This window comes from Undibacterium sp. Ji22W (genome assembly GCF_049340305.1).
Lineage (GTDB): Bacteria > Pseudomonadota > Gammaproteobacteria > Burkholderiales > Burkholderiaceae_D > Undibacterium.
This window is the reverse complement of sequence record NZ_JBMPOU010000002.1, coordinates 1264995-1289909: the sequence shown is the minus strand read 5'-3', so window position 1 is coordinate 1289909 and position 24915 is coordinate 1264995. Positions and strand designations below refer to the sequence as shown.

The 24915-nt window shown below is 47.5% G+C and carries 13 protein-coding genes; 4 read left to right on the top strand and 9 right to left on the bottom strand.

Annotated features, from left to right (window positions below):
- Positions 1-32 precede the first annotated feature (32 nt).
- From ACO0KW_RS12250 to ACO0KW_RS12215, 8 genes are all read right to left on the bottom strand, one after another.
- Positions 33-1025 (bottom strand): AAA family ATPase, encoded by a 993-nt coding sequence (locus tag ACO0KW_RS12250; RefSeq protein WP_423053350.1) that lies wholly within the window; start codon positions 1023-1025, stop codon positions 33-35.
- 1 nt (position 1026) lies between these two features.
- Complete coding sequence (locus tag ACO0KW_RS12245; RefSeq protein WP_423053349.1) at positions 1027-1647, bottom strand: DUF4159 domain-containing protein; 621 nt, start codon at positions 1645-1647, stop codon at positions 1027-1029.
- A 116-nt stretch (positions 1648-1763) separates the two neighbouring features.
- Complete coding sequence (locus ACO0KW_RS12240) at positions 1764-3092, bottom strand: TldD/PmbA family protein (protein ID WP_423053348.1); 1329 nt, start codon at positions 3090-3092, stop codon at positions 1764-1766.
- Positions 3093-3135: 43 nt separating this feature from the next.
- Positions 3136-4773, bottom strand: coding sequence for a TldD/PmbA family protein (locus ACO0KW_RS12235; protein ID WP_423053347.1), 1638 nt, complete (start codon positions 4771-4773; stop codon positions 3136-3138).
- Positions 4774-4878: 105 nt separating this feature from the next.
- Complete coding sequence (locus tag ACO0KW_RS12230) at positions 4879-6213, bottom strand: TldD/PmbA family protein (RefSeq protein ID WP_423053346.1); 1335 nt, start codon at positions 6211-6213, stop codon at positions 4879-4881.
- Positions 6214-6224: 11 nt separating this feature from the next.
- The gene (locus tag ACO0KW_RS12225) at positions 6225-7862 is read right to left on the bottom strand and encodes a TldD/PmbA family protein (protein WP_423053345.1); all 1638 of its coding nucleotides are present in this window, start codon (positions 7860-7862) and stop codon (positions 6225-6227) included.
- Between the two features lie 343 nt (positions 7863-8205).
- Positions 8206-11874 carry an EAL domain-containing protein gene (locus ACO0KW_RS12220; protein ID WP_423053344.1) on the bottom strand — a complete coding sequence of 1223 codons (3669 nt, stop codon included), beginning with the start codon at positions 11872-11874 and terminating at the stop codon, positions 8206-8208.
- A gap of 81 nt (positions 11875-11955) precedes the next feature.
- On the bottom strand, positions 11956-12963 hold the full coding sequence (locus ACO0KW_RS12215) for an adenosine kinase (protein ID WP_423053343.1): 1008 nt from the start codon (positions 12961-12963) through the stop codon (positions 11956-11958).
- Between the two features lie 480 nt (positions 12964-13443).
- On the opposite strand from ACO0KW_RS12215, the gene ACO0KW_RS12210 reads away from it, so the two are divergent.
- Both ACO0KW_RS12210 and ACO0KW_RS12205 read left to right on the top strand, forming a co-directional pair.
- Positions 13444-18255: a PAS domain-containing protein gene (locus ACO0KW_RS12210; RefSeq protein WP_423053342.1), complete on the top strand. Its 4812-nt coding sequence runs from the start codon at positions 13444-13446 to the stop codon at positions 18253-18255.
- Entirely contained in the window at positions 18252-19271 is a 1020-nt protein-coding gene (locus tag ACO0KW_RS12205; protein WP_423053341.1) for a diguanylate cyclase, read from the top strand. Before ACO0KW_RS12210 ends, ACO0KW_RS12205 begins: the two co-directional genes overlap by 4 nt.
- A 302-nt stretch (positions 19272-19573) precedes the next feature.
- On the opposite strand, the gene ACO0KW_RS12200 is transcribed toward ACO0KW_RS12205, so the two are convergent.
- Positions 19574-19867, bottom strand: coding sequence for a hypothetical protein (locus tag ACO0KW_RS12200; protein WP_423053340.1), 294 nt, complete (start codon positions 19865-19867; stop codon positions 19574-19576).
- A 307-nt stretch (positions 19868-20174) separates the two neighbouring features.
- Here ACO0KW_RS12200 and ACO0KW_RS12195 point away from each other — a divergent pair, with 307 nt between their 5' ends.
- Together ACO0KW_RS12195 and ACO0KW_RS12190 are read left to right on the top strand one after the other, a co-directional pair.
- A complete protein-coding gene (locus ACO0KW_RS12195) occupies positions 20175-21728 on the top strand; it encodes a DUF4080 domain-containing protein (protein WP_423053339.1) in 1554 nt (517 codons plus the stop codon).
- Between the two features lie 171 nt (positions 21729-21899).
- Entirely contained in the window at positions 21900-24902 is a 3003-nt protein-coding gene (locus ACO0KW_RS12190; RefSeq protein WP_423053338.1) for a bifunctional diguanylate cyclase/phosphodiesterase, read from the top strand.
- Positions 24903-24915: the final 13 nt, after the last annotated feature.

Genomic DNA, 24915 nt, shown 5'->3' with positions numbered 1-24915 from the left:
TTGATGAACTCGTGTCCATAAACTATGACTGACTAATCGATTTGTATTTCACGACGCAAGGCTTGTAAGACTTCAGCGATTTCTACACCATCCGCTTCTGCCTCAAAATTACGCAAGACCCGATGCGCCAGTACAGGTAGTAGCATCGCTGCGATATCTTCACGTGTCACCGCCAGGCGGCCGTGCATCAAAGCCCTTGCCTTGGAAGCGAGCACCAAAGCCTGACCAGCGCGCGGGCCTGCACCCCAAGCGATATGTTGTTTCACAGCGGCGACCGTTGTCACTTGCGGACGGGTCGCACGAATCAGGCGCGTTGCATAACGCAATAAATGCTCGCCAATTTCAATCTCGCGCACCAATTGCTGAATGCGCAGTAAAGTCTCCACATCCATCGCTGGACTCGCAGCATCAAGACTATTTTGTGTCGTACGCGAGACCATTAAAATCTCTTCGTCTTCACTTGGATAGACGACATCAATCCGCAATAAGAAGCGATCCAACTGCGCTTCGGGCAAGGGATAAGTACCGGCTTGTTCAATCGGATTTTGTGTTGCCAATACGAAAAAAGGTCGCGGCAAACGATGGGTGTGTCCAGCAAAAGTGACGCAGCGTTCTTGCATCGCTTCTAGCAAAGCCGATTGGGTTTTCGGTGGCGCGCGATTAATTTCGTCAGCAAGTAATACCTGCGTAAAAATCGGACCTTGTTGGAAGCGAAACACACGCTGACGTGTACTGGTATCTTCTTCTAAGATTTCGGTGCCGACGATATCTGAAGGCATCAGATCAGGCGTAAACTGTACGCGTCTAAATTGCAAGTCTGTCGCTTCTGCCAGTGATTTCACCAGTAAAGTTTTTCCCAGACCAGGTACACCTTCAACCAGCGCATGTCCACCCGCTAACAAACAAATCAACAGCGAATCAATGACTTCATGCTGGCCGATAATCACTTGCGACATGCTTGCGCGCAAAGCCGCAATTTTTTTACCGAGTTCCGCAATCTCTGTTTCATTCCAAACGGCTTGCATACTACGCTCCTAAGGCATACTGAATAATATTGACGGCGAAGCGGGTGTTGTCGACCGCTAAAAACCGCTTGTTCCGAAAATCGTAATCCCACTCGCAACCATAATCTTTATTGCTGTACAGAAGCCGAATTCGGCCTTGTACTTCGATTGCTTTTAAATAGTCGTGTACTAGATCATCGCCCCAGCCATTTAGTTCCACACTCGTATTCGGCGGACCATCAAAATGAAAAAAACTAGAATATAAAGGGTGTGAATTCGGAATTTTTTTGAGTGCCTTGCTGCCAAAAATGCGCGCTATTTCAGCCTCAAATGATTTCGCGAACAGTCCATCAATATCGTGATTACAATCATCCACAAATAGAAATCCGCCACCTTTGATATAGCGCTCCAAATGTTTGCGTTCGATTGGACTTAACTGGACGAGCTTATGTCCAGCAAGATAGCAAAACGGGGCGCTCAGCATTTTTGGATCAGAAAGGGCAACCACGCGCTCAACCGTATCGACGCGCAAAGTCGTGTATTCAACTAGCGAGTTAAGGATATTACTAGGCGTGCGAATATCGACATCCCAGTCGCCGGAGTCATACATTAAACGGGTGAAATAAAAATCGTAGTTAGACATGAAGAGCTGCGTTAGCAGAAATTTGAGTAGGCTGAGTTCGCTGAAAAAGACAAGCATTCATGAACTCAGCTCAACAAGAAAAAACGTATTAGGTTACATCAAACCGTATAAGCGTTTTACACCGCATCCGACAAAGAAGTGAAATTAAAATCGCGCAATTTCATTGCAGGCACAACCGATTTGCGACCATCACCAAACACCTGCGTTTTACCCAGATCATCAATATTATTCAACATGGTGACCGGGCTTTCGTTGAAGCGGAAATTCTTCACTGGATGTTTCACTTTGCCATTCTCAATATAGAAAGTTCCATCGCGGGTTAAACCCGTCACCAACAAAGACTGTGGATCAACCGAACGAATATACCAAGTACGCGTGACTAAAATCCCTTTCTTAGTCGAGGCAATCAATTCTTCAGTGGATTTATTGCCACCCGCCATAATCGTATTACCAGCGCGACCTTTCGCGGCGACGCCCTGCTTCTTGGCCCAGAAATTTGAATATTGCAGCGATTCAATTTTACCGCCTTTTACCAGCGACATCGGTTCACGTGCCATCATCGATCCGCTATCCCAAGGATTCACCGGCGCATCCGCATTCCATGGATCGGTCCAGATATTCACCTGTTCATCAAACATCTTCTCACCGAGACGATTACCACCACCTTTCTTCGATAAGAAACTGCGACCTTCATCGGCTTGGCGCGCATCAAATGCATTGAACATGAAATTCAAAATATCTGAAGAAGCAGCCGGCTCTAACACCACGGTGTAACGACCCGGCTCCAACGCTTTCGCATCCACCGAGCGCATAGCTTTTTCTATCGCGACTTCTGAAGCTTCGCGTGGATCAAACAAACGCGCATCATTTGCGGTTCGTGTAACCCAACCAGAGCCACGTCCATCTTCTGTTCTGGCAGTGCAACTAAAACTCAGATTAGAAGATTCTTGATAGCCGAATACGCCGTTTGAATTTGCAATCACTTCAAAGCCTAAGGTGTCGAGAAAGAAACCCGCTGCGATCAGCTTGTTTTTCTTCGCGAGGCTGATACTTTGCGCCGCGACCTCGGCGCGATAATCGGGATCGATCGCTGCGGTTTGTTCAAAGAATGTGGGAGTCGCTTTGAATTCTTGTTTGCCGACTGCTGGCATGAATTCTGGATTTTCTGGTGCCAAGCGTGCGATATCTTCGGCGCGGCGTACGGCCTTTTCCAGAGACTTATCGTCGAATTCATTAATCGTTGCCGTGCCTTGACGTTTACCAAATGCCACGCTAACCGACAATTGCGTGTCTTGGTTTAATCCTGCGGTCGACACACTATTTTGCGCATAGCGAATATTGCCAGCACGATTGCCAGAGATCGCCACGCGGCACTCATCCGCTTTGGAAAAACTGATCACGCGCTCACAAATGCGCTTCGCTTCTTCCTGGGTCATTTTCTTCATATTAGTCTTCCTTTTATTTTTCTTGAGAATTTTACAAAATCAGTTAAGCAATTTTGCGTGCGGTATTAATCACATTGATACCATTGAAGCGGGCTGTACTGGAGCCATGCGATACTGCGCTGACTTGACTCGGCTGACCTTTACCATCAAAGAAAGAACCACCCATGCGCCAATCTTTGTCATCACAAATCGCGCTGCAGCTATTCCAAAATTCTTGCGTATTTGATTGATACGCAACGTCTTCCACTGGGCCGACAATTTTGCCGTTTTTGATTTCGAAAAATAGCTGGCCACCGAATTGAAAGTTATAACGTTGTTGATCGATAGAGTAAGAACCGCGACCTAAAATATAGATGCCTTTCTTGACGTCTTTGACCATTTCATCTGGCGTCAATGCGGCTTTGCCAGCTGCCAGTGAAACATTCGGCATACGCTGGAATTGCACGCTGCTCCAACTGTCGGCATACGAACATCCATGCGATTCTTTTTCATCGATGATATGCGCCTGATCGCGGGTTGCCTGATAGTTGACCAACACGCCATCTTTAATGATGTCCCACCGCTTGCAAGCAACACCTTCGTCGTCATAGCCCACAGCGCCGAGTGAACCCGGGGTCGTTTTGTCGGCGAAGAAGTTGACGCGGTCAGAACCAAATTTGAATTTTTTGGTACGCCATTTATCCAAAGTCGCGAAGCTGGTGCCAGCGTAATTGGCCTCATAGCCGAGCACACGGTCCAATTCGGTAGGATGTCCAACGGATTCGTGAATGGTGAGGAATAAGTGATCAGGGCTCAAGACCAAATCATACTTGCCTGGCTCGACTGATTTTGCGGCGAGTTTTTCTCGTGCCTGACGACCGGCTTCGCGCGCCTCTTCGATCACATCCAAAGAATTCTTATATAAGGTTGCGACACCGCCTGCGGCTTTCACTTTGTCTTCTGGTTTCACGTCGAAGAATTCAAAGCCCATACCGACTGGCGACGATAAGCTTTCACGCGTACGGAATTTATTGGTCGCTTTATCAACGGCAGTCGCCGTCATCGGCGCCCATAAGCGATGAATATCTTGGTCGATGTACGAACCGTCGGTCGAGGCGAAATATTTCTCTTGATTGACTTGGAACAAATTCGATTGCATGAAATTCGCACCGGCTTCCAAACCTGCGCGGTTTGCCGCAATTAACATATCGGCTTTTTCTTTGACTGGGACAGTACGCCAATCTTTCGTAAACGGCGTGGCCCAACTGACTTCGCCTACGCCCTTTACCGGCGCTAGGATTAGTGGTTCTGTCTGTAACTTGGCATTCGCTTTAGCAATCGCCACGGCTTGCTTTGCCATCGCCGCCACAGCATCTAAGGACAAATCATTGGTCGAGGCAAAACCATAAGCACCGCCAACAATCACACGCACACCGACGCCCATGGACTCCGTATTCACGATATTCTCAACGCGAGTATCACGGGTGGTGATGAATTGATTCACATAACGCCCGATGCGTACATCGCAATAACTAGCACCGGCCTTGGTCGCGGCATTCATCGCAGCATCCGCCAAACTTTTCTTAAACGCACGACCAACCGGATTGAGTAATTCTTCTGCCGCGATCGCGTTACCACAGACCGGAATAATTAAGCTACCGGCAGCGATACCACTAATCTTTAAAAAGCTACGTCGTTCCATAGCAACTCCTGAATAGAAAACTTAAACAGTTGAACTTAGACGGCGGTATTTTCAAATACCGCCGAACCTACAATGCCACTTACAAAGTCACCTACACCGGCAAATTTACACCGCATCAGATAAAGAAGTGAAATTAAAATCGCGCACTTTCATCGGTGGAATCAACATTTGATACGGCACTTCATCACCTGCAATGACGACTGGTTTGCCGATTTCTTCAATATTATTCAACATGCTGACTGGGCTTTCATTGAAGCGGAAATTTTTAATCGGATACATGATCTTGCCGTTCTCGATATAAAAAGTGCCGTCGCGCGTTAGGCCTGTCAGTAAGACCGATTGCGGATCAACCATGCGGATATACCAAGTACGGGTGACCAACACGCCTTTCTTGGTATTCGCGATCAATTCGGCCGTCGATTTATCGGTACCCGCCATGATCATATTGCCGTGACTGGCGAGCGGTGCAAGCTTTTGCTTTTGCGCCCAGAAACGGGAATATTCGAGGGCATTCACTCTGCCGTTTTTAATGACTTCAGTACGTTGACGCGGCAGCATAGAGCTATCCCACGGCAAGACCGCGACTTCCGGATTCCATGGGTCAGCCCAGATATTCACTTGCTCATCAAAAAGCTTTTCACCGAGGCGATTACCGCCACCTTTTTTCGATAAGAAGCTACGACCTTCATCAGCCTGACGCGCATCAAATCCGCTCAACATATTACCGATTAAGTCGGAAGTTGCAGCCGGTTCCAAAATGACAGTGTAACGTCCCGGCTCTAAGGCTTTTGCATTGACTGAACGCAGTGCTTTTTCGATCGCCACGTCCGCGGCTTCGCGAGCGTCAAAACGCGCTGCATCGCCAGCCGAACGTTTCACCCAACCCGAACCACGACCATCTTCGGTGCGTACAGTACACGTAAAATCGAGCCCAGTTTCTTGCTGATAACCGAACACACCATTCGAATTGGCGATACTGGAAAAACTGCTGTTGTCGGTAAAAAAACCGGCAGCAACCAGATTTTTCTTACGACAAGCTTCTATCGTATACGCTGCCACTTCGGCACGAAAGTCCGGATCAATCGCAGCAGTTTTTGCGCTAAAAGTAGGTGATGATGGATAAGCTTGTTTTGCTACAGCCGACATGAATTCAGGATTTTCTGGTGCCAGTCGCGCCAGGTCTTCAGCACGACGCACCACTTTTTCTAAAGACGCATCGTCAAATTCATTGATGGTGGCGATCCCTTGCTTCTTACCAAAAGCAAGGCTAACTGCCAATTGTGTATCGCTGACACTACCGGCTGTTGAAACCGCATTGCGCGCAAAGCGGATGTTTCCAGTATTACTACCGCCCACTTGCACATTGCATTCGTCGGCTTTTGACAGACGCAAAACTTTGTCGGTAATCGCTTGCACTTCGGCTTGACTAAGTAGTTTCATGATCGCGCCTCTCAAGCAATTTTACGTGCAGTGTTAATCACATTGATGCCGTTGAAGCGTGTTGTACTCGAACCGTGCGAGACCGCACTCGATTGCGAAGGCTGACCTTTGCCATCGAAGAAGGAGCCGCCCATACGCCAATCGCGTTCATCGCAGGTTGCGCTGCAAGCATTCCAGAATTCTTGGGTATTTGATTGGTACGCGACATCTTCGAGTTGCTCACCGATCTTACCGTTCTTAATTTCAAAGAACATCTGACCACCAAACTGGAAGTTATAACGCTGTTGATCAATCGAGAAAGAGCCATCACCAATGATGTAAATGCCTTTCTTCACGTCCTTGACCATTTCATCTGGCGTCATACGTTTTTTGCCAGCAGCCAAGGAAACATTCGGCATACGCTGAAACTGTACGCTGCTCCAGTTATCCGCATAGGAACAACCGTGCGATTCGGTTTGGCCGAGCATGTGCACCTGATCACGGGTGGCTTGATAATTAACCAAAATACCATCTTTGATAATATCCCAACGCTTAGTCTTGACACCTTCATCGTCATAGCCTACGCCGCCCAAGGAGCCCTGCGCGGTTTTTTCGGCGATGATATTGACTTGCTCGGACCCGTATTTGAATTTTTTACTTTCCCATTTATCGATGGTCGCAAAACTAGTGCCAGCGAAATTCGCTTCATAGCCGAGTACGCGATCAAGCTCAGTCGGATGACCAACGGATTCATGGATAGTCAGCCACAGATGCTCAGGGCTGAGTACCAAATCATACTTACCAGGTAACACAGATTTCGCCGTGAGTTTTTGACGTGCACTAGCACCGCAAGCGCGGGCGTCCGCGATCAGGTCATAGGAATTCTTGTACAAAGTAGCGACGCCACCAGCTGCTTTTACCTTATCTTCAGGACGCGCATCGAGGTATTCATAGCCCATGCCGACTGGTGCAGACAAACCTTGACGGGTGCGGAATTTGTTCGTTTTTTGATCGACCGCTGTTGCTGAAATTGGCATCCACAAGCGATGTACATCTTGGTCGATATATGAGCCATCCGTAGAGGCAAAATACTTTTGCTGATTAACCTGGAACATCACCGATTGCATAAAATTCGCGCCACCTTCCATACCCGCTTTATTCGCGGCAATCAGCAAATCGACTTTCTCCTGAATCGCGACGGTGCGCCAGTCTTTCTTAATTGGCGTAGCCCAACTGACCTCGCCCACACCTTTGACAGGCGCTAACTGCAACGGGGAAGTTTGTAATTTAGCGTTAGCTTTGGCAATCGCAACCGCCTGACGTGCTGCGCTAGCGACACTGTCCGGCGACATATCATTGGTCGCGGCAAACCCGTATGCCCCATTTGCAACCACGCGGATGCCGACACCAGCCGATTCGGTATTGGCAACGTTTTCGACATTCAAATCGCGGGTAGAAATAAATTGGTTCAAATAACGACCTATGCGCACATCGCAATAACTAGCACCAGCGCCAGTAGCGGCGCTTAAAGCAGTATCTGCCAAGGCCTTACGAAATTGATTGGAAACTGGTTTGAGCAGTTCATCGACCTCGATGGCGCGGGCAAATGCTGGCATCAACAAGCCACCCAGTGCGGCTCCACCGAATTGAAGAAAATCACGTCTTTGCATTTTGTCTCCTGTTTTATAAGTCGCTACGGATTGCTCGATTCTATGCCAAATGCGTTGGTAATCTGAGCTTGAAGGAAGTAGGACTAAACTGGAGGAAATAAGTTCCGAAACGAGACAGGATTCTGCGGCCAAGGGCGGAAACGGATCATCAACCGGTTATGCTTGCAAAATGTAGGATGGGTGCAGCTCGCACCGCCTAGCCTTCGATCATCTTAGCAGCGCGGGTTGCACCGGCCCTACCACATCGCTACTTTGATAGGAAAAGGTGTGCCCTATGTCGAAATATTTTAGAAAGATCAGTGCTTTTATTTTTAAAAAAGCTATCTAATAAAGTCATTAGATTTTATGTATTCGCATTGCGATAGGCACGACGGGCAAATTCTTCAAATTCGGGTAGCGCTAGCGGTCGGCTATACAGGTAGCCTTGATAGCCGCGACACCCTTGTTGTTCTAGAAAAGCTTTTTGTGCCAAGGTTTCTACCCCTTCTGCGACCACACTCAATCCCAGACTCTCAGCCAGCACGATCACCATTTTGGCGATGGCCGCGTCGTTTGGATCGATCAAAATATCGCGCACAAAGCTTTGATCAATTTTTAATTGGCCCAAAGGCAAGCGTTTCAGATAAGATAACGATGAATAACCCGTACCAAAATCATCGAGTGAGAAGCTGACGCCGTATTGCCGCAGGGTCGACATTCTGACGATCACGTCTTCAATATTTGAAATCGAAAACCCTTCAGTCAATTCAAGTTTTAAGCGACGCGGATCGGCGCCAGTCAATTGCAAAACATCCACCACCTGGTCAACAAAGTTCTTTTGATGAAATTGACTAGGGCTGACATTCACCGCCAAGGTGAGCTCCGCAAATTCTGGCTGGCGCGCCCAGACTGCTAATTGCTGTGTCGCCGTATTGAGCACCCAATACCCAAGAATCGCGATCAAGCCGGTATCTTCGGCAATCGGAATAAATTCGGCTGGTGAAATCATTCCGCGCAGTGGATGGTGCCAACGAATTAATGCTTCTGCTGCGAACAGGCGTCCTTCGTCATTGAATTGTGCCTGATAATACAATTCAAACTGATCATTCAACATCGCATCACGCAAGTCTTCTTCCAGCTCCGCTCGTTGCGTGACCATGGCTTGCATCTTTGGATCGAAGAATCGGATCGTATTGCGTCCTGCGGCCTTGGCCTGATACATCGCTAAATCGGCACGCTTGAGAGGCTCGGCAATTGTCTCCTGATTTTCACCAAACAGGGTGACTCCGATACTGGGCGAACTATGATGTTCACTCACTCCCAGCCAATACGTTTGATTCAATTCCGATAAAATTTTAATGGCGACTGTTTCGGCTTGATTCGCAGCATCGAACACGTCTTCTTCCAGATTTTCTAGCATCACCACGAATTCATCACCACCTAAGCGCGCCACGGTATCGCCTTCGCGCGTGCATTTGCTCAAACGCTCTGCGACCTGTTGCAACAGAAGATCGCCATGATCATGTCCCAAGGTATCGTTGAGCGTTTTAAAATTATCTAAATCAATAAACAATAGTGCGCCCTTGCGATGATGCCTGTTACCGGAAGCTAATGCTTGTTCCAGTCTATCCATCAACAAACGCCGGTTCGGCAATTGTGTCAAGGGATCATAGAATGCCAGATTGCGGATCTCATCCTCGGCGCTCTTCCGCAAAGTAATATCGTTAAAAGTGCCAACATAATGCGTAATCGCCCCCTGCTCATCGGTGACGCTAGAGATATTTACCCAGGCATGAAAACTCTCTCCATGCTTGCGTTGATCCAATACTTCACCTTGCCACGCTCCGCGTTCCGCAATGCTTTTGAGCATGTCAGCATACGCAGTATCTTGTCGAAATTGTGCACATAAAAACCGTGGCGGCGCACCGACAGTTTCTTCTGCCGCATAGCCAGTAATTTGACTAAACGATTGATTGGTGCGCAGGATATTCCAGTTCGCATCCGTCACAAACATGCCTTCTTGTGATTCAAACGCGGTTGCGGCTATGCGTTGCGATTCTGCATGACGCTTGGCTTCAGTCATGTCATGCCATGCCACATACACCGAAGGCGCACCATCGAAATCGATCAACGCTCCTTGTGCCATCACGTCGATCGCGCTACCGTCAATTTTCACAAATTGCATTTCGTAACTTTGATCATCGCCACCCGGCTCATTGATCGTCTTGATCCGATTTTTCAGTAGATGATGATAGCCCGGATGAATAATTTCGCCGATAGGGCGGCCGATTAATTGATCGGCGGAACTGGCACCGAGCATACGAATCGCCGAGGCGTTCACATAAATCAGACGCCCTTTGCGATGCACATTAATACCCTCTGGCGACCATTCAACCAAAGTTCGGTGGCGCTCTTCGCTCGCATGTAGCGCAGATTCGACTTTCTTGCGCTCAGAAATATCGCGCACACTGGCTTGTATCAAACTCTTGCCATCGAGCTCAACCAGATTTAATAAAACTTCGGCATCAAAACATTCACCGGTATCGAGGCGCTGGTGCACCCATTCACAGGCAAAGGTTCCATGTTCTCTCGCTTGCTGTATATAGGTTCTCGCCAAATCGGCGGAACTCACACCAGGGTGTTGCCATACCGGTGACATATCCACAATCTCACATTGCAAAAGATGCTGGCGATCACGCGCACCGAACAAGCTGATCGCCGCCGGATTACAATCGACCATGCGTCGCACATCCATCACAATCACAGCATTCGCAGTAGCATTAAATAGCGTCAAGTGGCGCGCTTCAGACCATGCTAGTTCCTGACTACGATCAGCAATTGTTGCTTCTAGCGATTCCTGCGCGTTTTGCACCGCATCGGCCATGCCGTTAAAAGCGCGCGTCAAGACTTGAATTTCATGTGCCTGATAGTCTTGCAACACCGCCCGCACATGCAAATCACCATGTCCCAGTTGCGTTGCAGTTTGGGCTAGCCCATGTAAAGGTCGCGTTAAACGACGCGCCGCCATACGGATCAGACTCAATGCCATCAAGGTGATTAAACTCCCCGCGACGAGCAACAAATTGACGTTATCTAGTAGCCCCGCCAATAAATCGACTTTCGACACGACGTGCACCATGCTCCAGCCTTGCCCGGGACTCAAAACTAGGTTTCGGTATACCGCGATTAATTCCTCGCCAGCCTGATTACGTTGCGACAAACTACCTTCTATTCCTGTCAGCATCTGGGGGTCGGGTGCAAAGGTGGACTGCATACGAGATACTTTCGGGAAGCTGAAGATCAGATTCGCCTGCGCATCGAATAACATGGTGCTGCCAAATCGACTCCATGCTTGCTGCTCAAGAGACATATGTCCCTGAAAAAATTCCTCGACGTCCAGAAACCCAACCAACACCGCCTGCATTTTGGCATCGACCACGACAGGCAAAGCCACCGCGAGCAAAACTGTATGTTGCGCTGTCAGCCAATTCACCATTCTAGTTGGCGTAGTAGCCGTTTCTATGAGTGCATGTAAACGCTGTGGGGTGAGAGTCTCAGGCATACCCAAAGCCACATGGGCAATACTGGTCTTTTGTTGGGTATCGATTAATAGCAGGCCCGAAAAGCGCTTGTCATGTGCCTTTTGTAAGATCTGAAATTTCTTTTCGAGAAAGCGCTGTATATTTTGCGACGCTGGTTGCAATGCGGGTTGCGAAGATTGATTCGGCGTTTGTTCTTGCTCCTGCTTTTGTAGTCGCTTTTGCTCTTGTCCAAGCGCCTGTTTTAGCTCCTCACTTTCAGCAATAAACAACATATCCGCGCCACTGTCGTGTAAATCAGAAGCGATCAGATTTCTTTGTAAATCAGCCTTCATTTCTAATTGCGCAATTGCGCTGGCGATGCGCTCTTCGCGTGCCCCAATTAATCCTAGGGCGGGAACGCCAACGTACCAAAGAAAAAACAGGATGCCGAGCGCTGCTACCAGCACTGCAGCAAAATACCCTGTCATTCGATTGGAAAAGGAAGTAAACATAACGCCTTAATTAACCTAAGCCAGCCACAATATCGGCTTAGAACAGACACAAAACAGCGGCATCATCAACACAAAAGCAGGTCAAACCGCCGCAAAAAATTGCTGACGTAACTCGGCATATTGTTGTGCCTGCAAGCGCGGTCCGTATTGCGAGACGATGGTCGCAGCAGCACGATTTGCGAACTCAGCTGCACGGGAGAATCCGCAGCCTTGATTGATACCGTACAAAAATGCACCAGCAAACATATCACCGGCGCCATTCGTATCTATCGCAGGGACTTTAGGTGCAGGAATTTGATGATATTGTTCTCCATCAAACACCACCGCACCATCTGCGCCACAGGTGATGGCAAATTGCTTGGCATATTTTTTCAAAGACTCACACGCTTCTTCAAAGCTAGCAGCATCCGTAAAGCCTATCGCTTCGTCGCGGTTACAGAAAATCAGGTCAACGCCGTCGCCGATCATTTCAAGCAAACCTTCACGGAAAAACTGCACCATGGCGGGATCCGATAAGCTAATTGCGACCGCCGTGCCATGCTGCTGCGCTGTTTGACGCAACTGTATCGCAGCCGCTCTACCAGTTGGGGATGTCACCAGATATCCTTCAATATACGCAAAGCGTGCATTCTTTAATGCGTTCAGATCAAGCTCGGCGACACTTAATTCCGCACTAATACCAAGAAAGGTATTCATGGTGCGTTCGGCATCGGGTGTGATCATCACCAAACACTTGCCAGTGATACCAGCGCCCGGCACGATATGCTGCGGAGTGCTAACACCGGCGGCTTGTAAGTCCGCCAAATAAAACGCGCCGTTTTCGTCATTCGCTACTTTACAAGAGTAGAAGTTTTTGCAACCAAAATAGCTGGCGGCGATAATCGTGTTTGCAGCTGACCCTCCACTGGCTCGCTTCGATGCCACTAAATGCTGGTCAAGAGCCGCGATCAATTCAGTTTGTCTAACCTCATCCACCAAGGTCATGATGCCTTTATCGACTTTCATTTCGATTAAATCAGCATCGGTTAAAGTGATTTCGGTATCGACTAAGGCAGCACCTAGTCCATAAATTGCATAAGTTTTGTTCATACGTGACTCTAAGGGGTAAATAATTTATAAAATACAAATCAATCAGCACTATCAGCTTAAAACGGAGATTAAACTTCGCCTATCTACGCGCAACGTGGCTGAAAATTTTGGTGCCCATTCCATGGTTCTCACCGCGTTGCTCTCACTGCGCAATAGCCGCATCAAGGCAACTTTAGGCTTAATTCTGTCTTTTTGGAGGGGATAATTTCACTCTCAGCGCGAATACTTGGTCAGCGCAAAAAAGCGCACCCGCTATTTTGAACTCAAAATGTTGCATTTTCGCGCAAATTCACGCTTCTCAAAAGAAATATTTGATTGACGGCAATATCAAAACACCGCAATACTTGAAAATCATCAATCGCATGTCAACCACATGTCAACCGCATTACACAGTATGGACGGTGTTGCGTGAAGAATCTCCGACTCAAAAAGCAGTGGCAGCCCCCTCAGTATTTGCCCACCGCGATCTTTATAATTGGCATGTGCTTCGCTAGCGCTGGCACCTGGTGGCTCAATCTTAATGAAAAAAATAGACTCGACAATGAATTTAACAACAAAGCCGATCGTCTTAGCAATGAAATTGAACAACGCTTATCGCAGCAAATCTATGGATTAAATGGCGTCAAAAGCCTGTTTGGTGTTGATCAAAACCTCAGTGCTAGTGCTTTTCATACGGCCATCGGTACCCATAAATTAGTCGACGAATATCCGGGTGTACGTGGTTTTGGTTTCATCGAAAAAATCAATAAGACCGATGTTGAGAAATATCTGGCGCATCAAAAGAGAAATAATAATAGCCAATTTTCTCTACAAGAATTTGGCCAGAACAACACGGATGCACGTTATCTGTTGAAATATTTCGAAACACCCTACACGAATCATTTTGTAGCAGGAGCCGATTTCGGTTCAGATAAACGTCGCCTGACGGCGATCGAAGAAGCGATCAATACTGGCCTGCCAAGCATGACTCCGCTCATTTATGCCCCCCCAAAGGCTGAAAAAAGAGCCAGCGTTTCGCTGTTTGTTCCAGTCTATCAAAATGGCGCCTCACTCGAATCTTCAGCGGCACGGAATAGAGCGATATTAGGCTTGGTGTATGCACCTATCATGTTAGACGAATTAATGTCCACAATTGCCGAAGTGGACAAAGATATAGTTCAATTTCAATTATCTAATACACAAGCCTACAATCAAGACGACATCACCCGCTTTTTTAGTAGCAATGCGCAAATAGAGCCGGTTAAAGAAGGAAGTGCAACACGTCAGTTAAAACCTTCGATCTGGTCAACCACTCGCCTGTTCACTTTGCACCAACGTGCTTTTCAAATCACGATTGCGAGCACCAAAAACTTTGAAGCGGATTTTCATCGCGGCGTGCCGATCGCCTTCTTTATTGCGCTCAGTTTAATCAGCGCTTTACTGGCCTCGCTCCTGAGAACTCAATTGAGTTTCAGCAAACAAACACAGACCAAACTTGATGCAGCGGTGCGTGATAACGAAGCTTTGTTAAGCACACTCAATATGCATGCGATTGTGTCGGTCACTGATGCCGGTGGCAGTATCATCGATGTGAACGATGCTTTCTGTCGTATTAGTGCTTACCCGCGTGAGTCACTAATCGGTCAAAACCACAGAATTATCAGCTCGCGTGAACAGTCTAGTCAATTTTGGAGTGATATCTGGTCGCAGATTTCAAGTGGAACTCCGTGGCGCGGCGAGGTTTGTAACCGAGCACGTGATGGTTCTCTGTTCTGGGTCGACACATTTATTGCACCGTTTAAAAACAGCCAGGGCGTAATCGAAAAATATATCGCAATTTGTACCGATATCACAGACAACAAATTAGCTGCGCAACGCCTGCAGGCAGCTTTGCGTGACAGTGATGCTTTACTAAGTACCTTGAATATGCATGCCATTGTGTCGATTGCGAATGGTGCAGGCAAGATTATTGATGTCAACCAAGCTTACTGTCGTATCAGTGGTTACACCCGTGAAGAAATTTTAGAAGGGAATCACAAAATCGTCGCCACCGGAGTGCAATCACCAGATTTTTTATCGAACATGTGGCGCACAATTTCCTCCGGAACACCGTGGCGCGGGGAAGTTTGCAATCGCACTAAAAATGGCAGCCTATATTGGGTCGATACTTTCATTGCACCATTTAAGAATGTGAATGGCCAGATCGACAAATTCATTTCGATTCGTACGGATATCACTGCCAGCAAAAAGTCCGCCAGCCGCCTGGCAAATCAACGCTCGGCGCTCGCCCACATTATTGAAGGTACCAACGTCGGTACTTGGGAGTGGAATGTTGAAACCGGTGAAATGCGTTTAAATGAACGCTGGGCAGATCAAATCGGTTATGAACTCAATGAGCTAGGTAGTCCCAACATACAAATCTGGGATGATTTGACTCATCCTGAAGATTTACTCAAAGCGAAGCAATTGATGCAGCAACATTTTTCGCATGATTCGTCCTACTACGAATGCGAGAATCGCCTAAAACATAAACATGGTCATTGGATCTGGGTACTCACCCGTGGTCGGGTCTCCTCCTACACACCTTTAGGAAAGCCTGAATGGGTGTCAGGTACGCAAATGGACATCACCGAAAGAAAGACCGCCGAAGCCGAACTGCAAAAGAGCACACAATTGCTCCTAACCGTACGTGATCAATTAACCAAGGCAGCCAAGGTCGCCGAGTTGGGTATCTGGAGCTGGGATGTACGTAGCAATGAAATGATTTTCAATGAACGGATGTACGATATTTATGAAGTTCCGAAAGCATTGAGAAATGAAAAGTTATTTTATGATTTTTGGCGCAATAAGATACATCCTGATGACCTAGCAGAAACCGAGGAACGCTTGCACGGCGCGATCGCTGGCACCCATATTTATAGTCCGATTTTCCGTATCATCAGTCCGGCCAATGGAGTACGCTACATTCAGGCGGCAGGAGGTGTGGAACGTGATGAACATGGCAATGCCATCTTAGTTACCGGGATTAATCGCGACATTACTTTGCAATATCAAGCAGAAGAAGCACTACGCCAAGCAAAGCAAGCTGCAGACGATGCGAATCAGGCAAAATCCGCATTTTTGGCGAATATGAGCCATGAAATTCGTACCCCGATGAATGCGATTTTGGGGATGTTGAGCCTGCTACGCAAAACGCCATTATCAGCCCAACAAAGCGATTACGCCTCCAAGACCGAGGGTGCAGCACGCTCTTTGCTCAATTTGTTGAATGATATTTTAGACATTTCTAAAGTCGAAGCTGGCAAAATGAGTTTGGATCCGCATCCGTTCAGACTCGATCAATTGCTGATGGATTTGTCTGACTTGTTATCGATCAATATTGCTGAAAAACCAGTCGATATTTTATTTGATATTGATTCTAAAATACCGAATCGTTTGATCGGCGATGCCTTACGCTTGCGACAGGTATTGACTAACCTTGGCAGCAATGCGGTGAAATTCACCGCGCAAGGAGAAGTCATTATCGTAATTAGGATGCTGGAGAACAACCACGACACCGTGCGTCTGCACTTCGCAGTCAAAGATACGGGGATAGGCATTGCTCCTGAAAATCACAAAAAAATATTTACTGGATTTACCCAAGCGGAAACGTCGACCACGCGACGTTTTGGTGGCTCGGGCCTGGGGATTGCGATTAGTCAGGGACTAGTTGAAATGATGGGTGGCAAGCTTGAATTAGAAAGTGCACTTGGTGCTGGTGCCTGCTTCTATTTCAGCATCACGCTCCCGATTGCCAACGAACAGAAAGTGCGTACGGAAGACACTCGCAAAACGCAACAGACGACGCAGTTACTCATTGCTGAAGCAAATCTCTTTGTGCGTGAAAATATTAAGTCGGCTTGCACGGATCTGCATCTTGGAACCGAATTTGTTGACAGCAGCGAAGCAGCGTTAGAAATTTTACGCGCGGGCACTAGTCAGTATCATGCCATTTTGATTGATTGGGATAGCATAGAAACCGATGGCTGGGGCAGTATCCGAGAAATTCGTGACATCGCCAATCAGCGTTCATTACCTATGCTCCTGATCATGCGCGAAACCGAACGTGTTCTGCTTCAAAGAGCATCTCCGAAAGAACAGCTTTTGTTCGACCAAATTTTACTCAAGCCAGTCAACCTAAGAAAATTGCAGGATAGCTTAAACACCACGCAGGAAATTCAAGCACATGGGCTTGACTCTGCTTCCATGCCGCTACAAAATTTGCGTATATTGCTGGTGGAAGACAATCTGAATAATCAGCAAGTTGCCCGTGAATTGCTGCAGGCAGAAGGTGCCGTGATTGTGATCGCTAATCATGGTCTGGACGCAATAGAAATGATTGCAAATGAACGTCTTCCGTTTGATTTAGTTTTGATGGACCTGCAGATGCCAGTCATGGATGGATATACAGCAAGCAAAAAAATCCGCAGCGAACTGGGTCGTACCAAATTGCCCATCGTCGCGATGTCAGCGAATGTCATGGAAGCCGATAAACAAGCCTGCATCGCGGCAGGCATCGATGATCATATTGGCAAACCGTTTGATTTGCACAATCTGATCCAAGTCATCTTGCAGCATACTTCTCGTAGCCCTCGAGTACATGAACCAATCGCAACCGCAACGACACAGGAAGATATAGAATTAAATAACACCGCCGCACAGCTGGGTATCGACATCTATCCAGCCCTGAACCGACTCGGTAACAAGCACGATCTATACTTACGCATGCTAGATATGTTTCGCAACGACTTGCAACTTATCCCCGAGCAACTACATACCTGTATTCCCGATCATTTAAGCGTAGCATTACGTCATTTGCATACGATGAAAGGTTTATCGGCGACGCTGGGGGCAAACGAGCACGCCAAGGTTTTTGCTGGAATAGAAAAGCAATTCGCAGCTGCGGTCAGTCAAGATAACTTACCCGACTGCCGCCCTTTGATGCAACAAACCTGCCAGACCATTGTTGAATTAGACCGCCAACTTGCAGAACTAGCAAAATACTTGCGCGGAAAACAGCTTCAAGTATTAACACCAGATAAAACGGCACCGCAAGAATTTGACCCAATCGCCTTTCACCGTAAGCTGGTTGAACTTGCAGAACAACTAGAGAATGCGGATATGGCAGCAACCGAAACCATACTTGAACTGCAGACGCTGTTTGGATCAGATCTACGTGATAAGCTGCTCCCTATAGAAACCGCCATTTCAACGCTCGACTTTACACTCGCCCAAGCCTTGTGTGCCGACTTATTGGAGCAACCCTACAAGTGACGCCCGCTGCCAACGCCTCTAGTTATCCTTCTGGTAATCCGAACGAGGATTTGTTCCCGTTACCGAGCCGCCCACGCCTATTAGTCGTGGATGACCAAGCAACCAACATCCAGGTCTTGTATCAGATTTTATCTAGCGACTATCAAGTATTGATGGCGACCAGTGGCGCGCAGGCATTGGCTCTATGTGCATCGAAACAACCAGATCTGGTGCTACTAGACTTGGTTATGCCTGATCTGGACGGCTATCAAGTTTGCCAGAGACTGAAAGCCGATGCCGCCACGCGCGATATTCCTGTGATCTTTGTCACCGCGCAAACCGACGAGTCAGCAGAAGAAAAAGGCTTCGATCTGGGGGCGGTTGATTTCATCTCGAAACCCATCAACCCACGTATTGTGCGTGCCCGCATCAAAACCCATCTGATGCTCAAGGCGCAATCCGATTTATTACGCAGCTGGGCCTATTTGGATGGATTAACCGGCGTTCATAACCGACGCTTTTTTGATGAACGGGTAAATGCTGAAATGGGGCGTGCGATCCGGAATCATACGGCGCTGAGTCTAGTCATGTTGGATGTCGATTTCTTTAAAAGATTCAATGACCACTATGGACATCAGGCTGGCGACGATTGCCTGCGCCGCGTCGCCAAAACCTTGAAAAGCAGTCTGATGCGCTCGAGTGACCACATTGCCCGTTATGGCGGTGAAGAGTTTGTGTGTTTATTACCCGATACAGGATTTGCCGGCGCAATGCAATTAGCCGAGACCATACGCAAAGATATTAGTAACTTACAGATAGAGCACGCTGAGTCATCGGTCGCACCGTATGTTACCGTAAGCATAGGCGTGGGTTGCAAATCTGAAAAAGCCCACGGCACAGCAAATAGTTTAATTAAGCTCGCCGATATGCAACTCTATAAAGCGAAAGAGCATGGCAGACACCGGATTTTTGGTGCTGAATTAGCACTCGATGTGGAACATGGCTTAGAACATGGCAGCGGGCTTAAAGAGAGTTAGCTCACCATCTACATCGAAGAAATTTGCTATTTGTTCACTGCACATAAATCAAAATTTTCTCTTTTACAAACACCGCTGGGGCAAGCTTGGCGTTGAATGCGAATAGTGAAAAAACTTTGAGTTATACACCTGTTTTATTTTAATCCGGTCAGACTGCTATTCCTGAATAACCAGCACTAATTTAAGAGTGTGTTAATTTTACTGGTACCGCTCTGTGACACTGGCGCTGTCACTTGAGACACACTCTTACATGCATCAAAATCATCTTCATTCTTTTCTTCTCGCTACACAACGATCGACAATCAACGCGCTGCACGATCTTGTGCATCCATTGCCAATTTTTGCGCTGGGCTCAAACGCTTGGCACTGATCACCACGGTTTGCATACCGGTCGTTTGCAAGTCAAATGCCAATTTTTCTTCAACACTCATACGTTTCGCTGCAACTGTCACTTTTTGCATTTTTTGCTTGGTGATATTCACGCCAGAGCTCGCTGCTTGGCTAGGCTGAGTGGCTTGATAAGCGGTTGCTGCACTGATGACGGCGACTGCACATACGGCAGATAAAATCAGTTTGCTGGTCAATGTGGATTTCATTTTGTGGCTCCTTTTCTCATACATCGTTAATAGTGTAAAACTGGCTCTTGCCTTGTCGTATCGGATTCGATCTGAATCGATGGTTGAACTATAGCGAGGCTGGTTTTCACTTACCATCGACTTGCGACGAAATGCAAAAACGCAGGGATAAAGTCACCAAATGCGCTGGCGAGAATACTTTTTCACATCAGAAATGACGGTCTGAATACACAGTCTCAGACCTGCCAGCGTACAATGACACTTTTATGGGATCGCACGCCAGCTCCCACCTGCTATTCCAGCCTGAACGCTACACCAGACCACACTTATGACGATTTTGCTCTCCACTTTAAACGCACGCTACACCCATGCTTCTATGGGCTTACGCTATCTTTATGCCAACATGGGAGAATTGCAGGCGCAGACGCATTTGCAAGAGTTTGTGATTGGCGCGAAGACCACCGATTTACTAGAGCGTTTATTAAGTTGGCAGCGTGCCGATGAGAAACTGATCATTGGTTTTGGGGTGTATATCTGGAATGTGGAAGAAACAACCCGTCTAGTCGCTTTAATCAAACGCGTCGCGCCAGAAGTGATCATCGTACTAGGTGGTCCAGAAGTCTCGTATGAGACACAAGAACAAGAAATCGTGCGCTTAGCCGATTATGTTATTACGGGCTGGGGCGATATCAGTTTTGCCACGCTGTGCCAACAAATTATGAACGGCCCGCAACCTTTGATGAAGGTCCATGCTGGTGTCCAGGCGAAACTCGATGATCTGCAATTGCCTTACGCCTATTACAGCGACAAGGATATTCAAACCCGCACGCTGTATGTGGAAGCTTCTCGTGGTTGTCCATTCAAATGTGAATTTTGTCTGTCTGCGCTGGATAAGACTGCCTGGCCTTTCGATATCGACCGCTTTCTGGCAGAAATGGAAAACCTGCACGCACGCGGTGCCCGCTTGTTTAAATTTGTCGATCGTACCTTTAATCTAAACATCAAAACTAGTTTAAAGATTATGCAATTTTTCCTCGATAAACTCGCGGCGAATCCAGATGATCCGGTCTTTGCGCATTTTGAAGTCGTGCCCGATCATTTGCCCGATGCGTTGAAAGCAGGGATACAACAATTCCCTGAAGGCTGCCTACAATTTGAAATCGGCATCCAAAGTTTCAATCCGGAAGTGCAAAGTCGTATCAGTCGCAAGCAAGATAATGCCAAGGCAGCAGCCAATATCGAATGGCTCTGTCAGCATTCCACGGCACATCTGCACGTCGATTTGATCGCAGGATTGCCAGGAGAAACGGTGGAAAGTTTCGCCGCTGGCTTCGATCAATTATATGCATTGGGGCCACATGAAATTCAATTCGGCATTTTAAAACGCCTGCGTGGTACGCCCATCATTCGCCATACCGAAGACTTCGGCATGCGGTTTGATCCCTATCCACCTTACACCATCCTGGCAAACAAAGATGTTCCATTCGCCGAGATGCAAAAGCTGATCCGTTTTGCCCGTTATTGGGATTTAGTCGCGAATTCAGGACGCTTTAGTAACACCTTGCCCGTTATCTTGGGCGAAGCCCCCTTTGCAAATTTTATGGCTTTGTCGAATTGGATCTACGCACAAACCGATGCAACCCATAAAATCGCGTTGGACCGCTTGGCCAATTTGGTCACTCGCTGGCTATGTGAAGAACGTGGCATGCCGCAACAACAAGTACTGACGATGATAGGCAAAGACTATGCGGGTGACGCCAAGCATAAGCAAAGCCCAGAAGTATTGAAGAAAGAACAGAAGAATCCCCCCCAATCTCATGACAGACTGGAGCCGACTGGCAAATCGATTGCCAAACGTCAGCATCGTCATTTAGCAAATTAAACTGGTCGCATTTGTTGCATATTATTTAACTGATAAATCAGGAGCCAACGAAGACAAGAAATGATTTTTTGTGCGATCTGTATCTTTTCCCAGAAATTTGCCCTAAAGAATGTTTTTTGACAGATGTTTCGCGCATAATGTAGAAATTATTCTACGTTTAAAGAAATTCGCATGTCGCATTCCCAAGCCTTGCCGTTTCAACAGAGTCCTCATCGTCTGCGCCTAGGCTTGCGTCTGCTGTTCATCTTTCTTGCCTATTTTGTTTCTGGCAAGTTAGGTCTACATTTCCCCTTTATCCCCCCCAATATCACCCTGATCTGGTTACCAACAGGAATCGCCGTCGCCGCCATTTATGGCTGGGGCTATCAAGTCAGTATCGGGATTTTTCTGGCAGCGCTGGCGTTAAATCTTGGTACTGGGGTTTCTTGGTATGCAGGAACCATGATCGGCTTGGGAAACACCTTGGCACCTCTCGTAGTCGCCTGGTATCTGAAACGTAAGAATTTTTCACTGAATTTCATCCATCGCGATGATGTCATTCATTTTTGTATTGCCAGTATGCTGGGCATGACGATTTCGGCCAGCTTTGGCAGTTTTGTGTTGTGGCAAACTGATTTATTCACTGATCCGAAATTTGCCTGGATTAGCTGGTGGGCTGGCGACACGGTCGGGGTTTTTCTGGCGACACCTTTTCTATTTGCTCTGATGGGAAGTTATTCAAAAATTCGTCAGACCTATGAAGAAAATTTCATCTTCTTATGTATTTTTGGCGTCGTTCATTGGGCAATTTTTTTATCCCAATCTAGCCTGCTGCACTTAACCTTTATCGCGATTGCTATCATGATTTGGGGCGCGATCCGCCTCGGTAACTTCATGGCATCAGTGACCGTGATCGCCTCATCTGCATTTGCCGCAATCGCTACCTATCGCGGACTTGGCCCCTTTCAATCCTTTAATCCTGCCGAAAGCTCGATCGTCTTGTGGCTATACATGGCGACACTTTCTATCACCGCCTTACTCATCACGGCCTTGCAGGCAGAACGGATCGCCGCCACTAATGAATTGCGCGATGCGTTTGAACGCATCAGCAAAGTCGCCTCACGCCTGCCTGGCGTGGTCATGCAATACCGGATTCGACGTGACAACAGCACCAATGTGTTGTACGCGAGTGATGCCATCGAGGGAATGTTTGAAATCACTGCCAGAGACATCAAGAACAATGCATCTATGCTGGTAAAGCGGATTGATACTGCGGATAAAAAAGCGTTCTTACAAAATCATGAATATGCGACCAAGCATTTAAGCCCTTACCAGATGGAGTTTCGTTATCACCGCACCGATGGCACCGTGCGCTGGTTGTTTTTAGATGCCTTGCCGGAACTCGAGCCAGACGACGATAGCACACTCTGGCATTGTTTTATCAGTGACATTACCGAACGTAAAGCGGCGGAGCAAGACTTACGCGTAGCTGCAATTACCTTTGAATCGCAGGAAGGGATTTTCGTCACGGATAATCAGTGGCGAGTGCTACGCATTAATCAGGCTTACTCGCGCACTACGGGCTTTGACGCGCACGAGCTGATTGGTAAACCTTTGCCGCGTCACCTCACTGCGCAGCAGGATGAAATTTTCTTTAGCAATATTTATCAAGCCTTAGACCAGCATCGCTACTGGCAAGGTGAACTGTGGGCAGAGAAGAAAAACGGAGAAATCTATCCGCAGTTGATCACCTTGACGGCGATCGCCAATGACACGGGCATGATCACGCATTACATCGGTTCATTCACCGACATCAGTCGTCATAAAGGCTATGAAGATGAAATTCTGAATCTGGCATTTTATGACCCGCTCACACATTTGCCAAATCGTCGGTTATTGATGGATAGATTGCAGCATCTGATCGCGATGAACCAGCGCGACGATGCCCATAGTGCGATTCTGTTTATTGATCTGGACAACTTCAAAACGCTCAACGATACGCGCGGTCACGATGCCGGCGATTTGTTATTGATCGAAGTCGCGCAGCGGTTGCAAACCTGCGTCCGTGAAAGTGATACGGTAGCGCGCCTTGGCGGTGATGAGTTTGTGGTGGTGTTACAAGCACTCAATCAGGATAAAGATGCGGCGGCAGTTCAGGCCGATAAGATCGCAGAAAAAATTCGTTTGCTATTGAACGAACCTTATCAAATTACCGACTTCATCCATCATGGCGCGGGCAGCATAGGCGTGTGTCTCTTCCAAGGTGGTGACATCACGGTCAAAGACTTGTTCAAACGTGCCGACACCGCGATGTATGAAGCGAAAACGTCGGGACGTAATGCAGTGCGCTTTTTTGATCCGGCAATGCAAGCGGTGCTGGTTGTGAAGATGATGCTGGAATCAAACCTGCGGGTCGCACTCGCATTGGAACAATTCCAATTGTATTACCAGATACAAGTCGATGCTGACGGCAATGTGATCGGTGCCGAAGCTCTGTTACGCTGGATACACCCTGATCGCGGGTTCATCTCTCCATTAGAATTTATTCCGATTGCAGAACAAACAGGATTAATTATTCCGATTGGTACCTGGGTCCTAGAAACCGCTTGTCATCAATTGAAAAAGTGGGGACGCAATCCGCGTACGGCGCATCTCAGTTTGGCGGTCAACGTGAGTGCCAAACAGTTCCAGCAAACCAATTTCGTCGAAACGGTAACCGAGATTGTGCGGCTGCATAATATCAATCCTAGTCGTCTAAAAATCGAACTTACAGAGAGCACCATTCTCGACAACGTCGATGCTACCACCGAAAAAATGCAGCAATTGAAAAAACTCGGTATCGCGTTTTCTATGGATGATTTCGGTACTGGCTATTCTTCGCTCGCCTATTTGCAAAAACTGCCACTGAATCAATTGAAAATCGATCAGTCTTTTGTGCGCGATTTAAGTGATGATGAAAATGATGCGACTATCGTGCGTGCGATTATTTCTTTGGGTCTGAATCTCGGCTTAGATGTGATTGCCGAAGGAGTAGAAACAGTAGCACAACGTCGCTTCCTGATTGAACACAATTGTTTAACCTTTCAGGGCTATTTGTATTCCAAACCCATCCCAATTGAAGGCTTAGATGCATTGTTGGCGGGTGACTCTAGCGATCATCAATTTCTGTTGACGCCGCCTGATCCTGACGAATGATAGTAAGCAATTA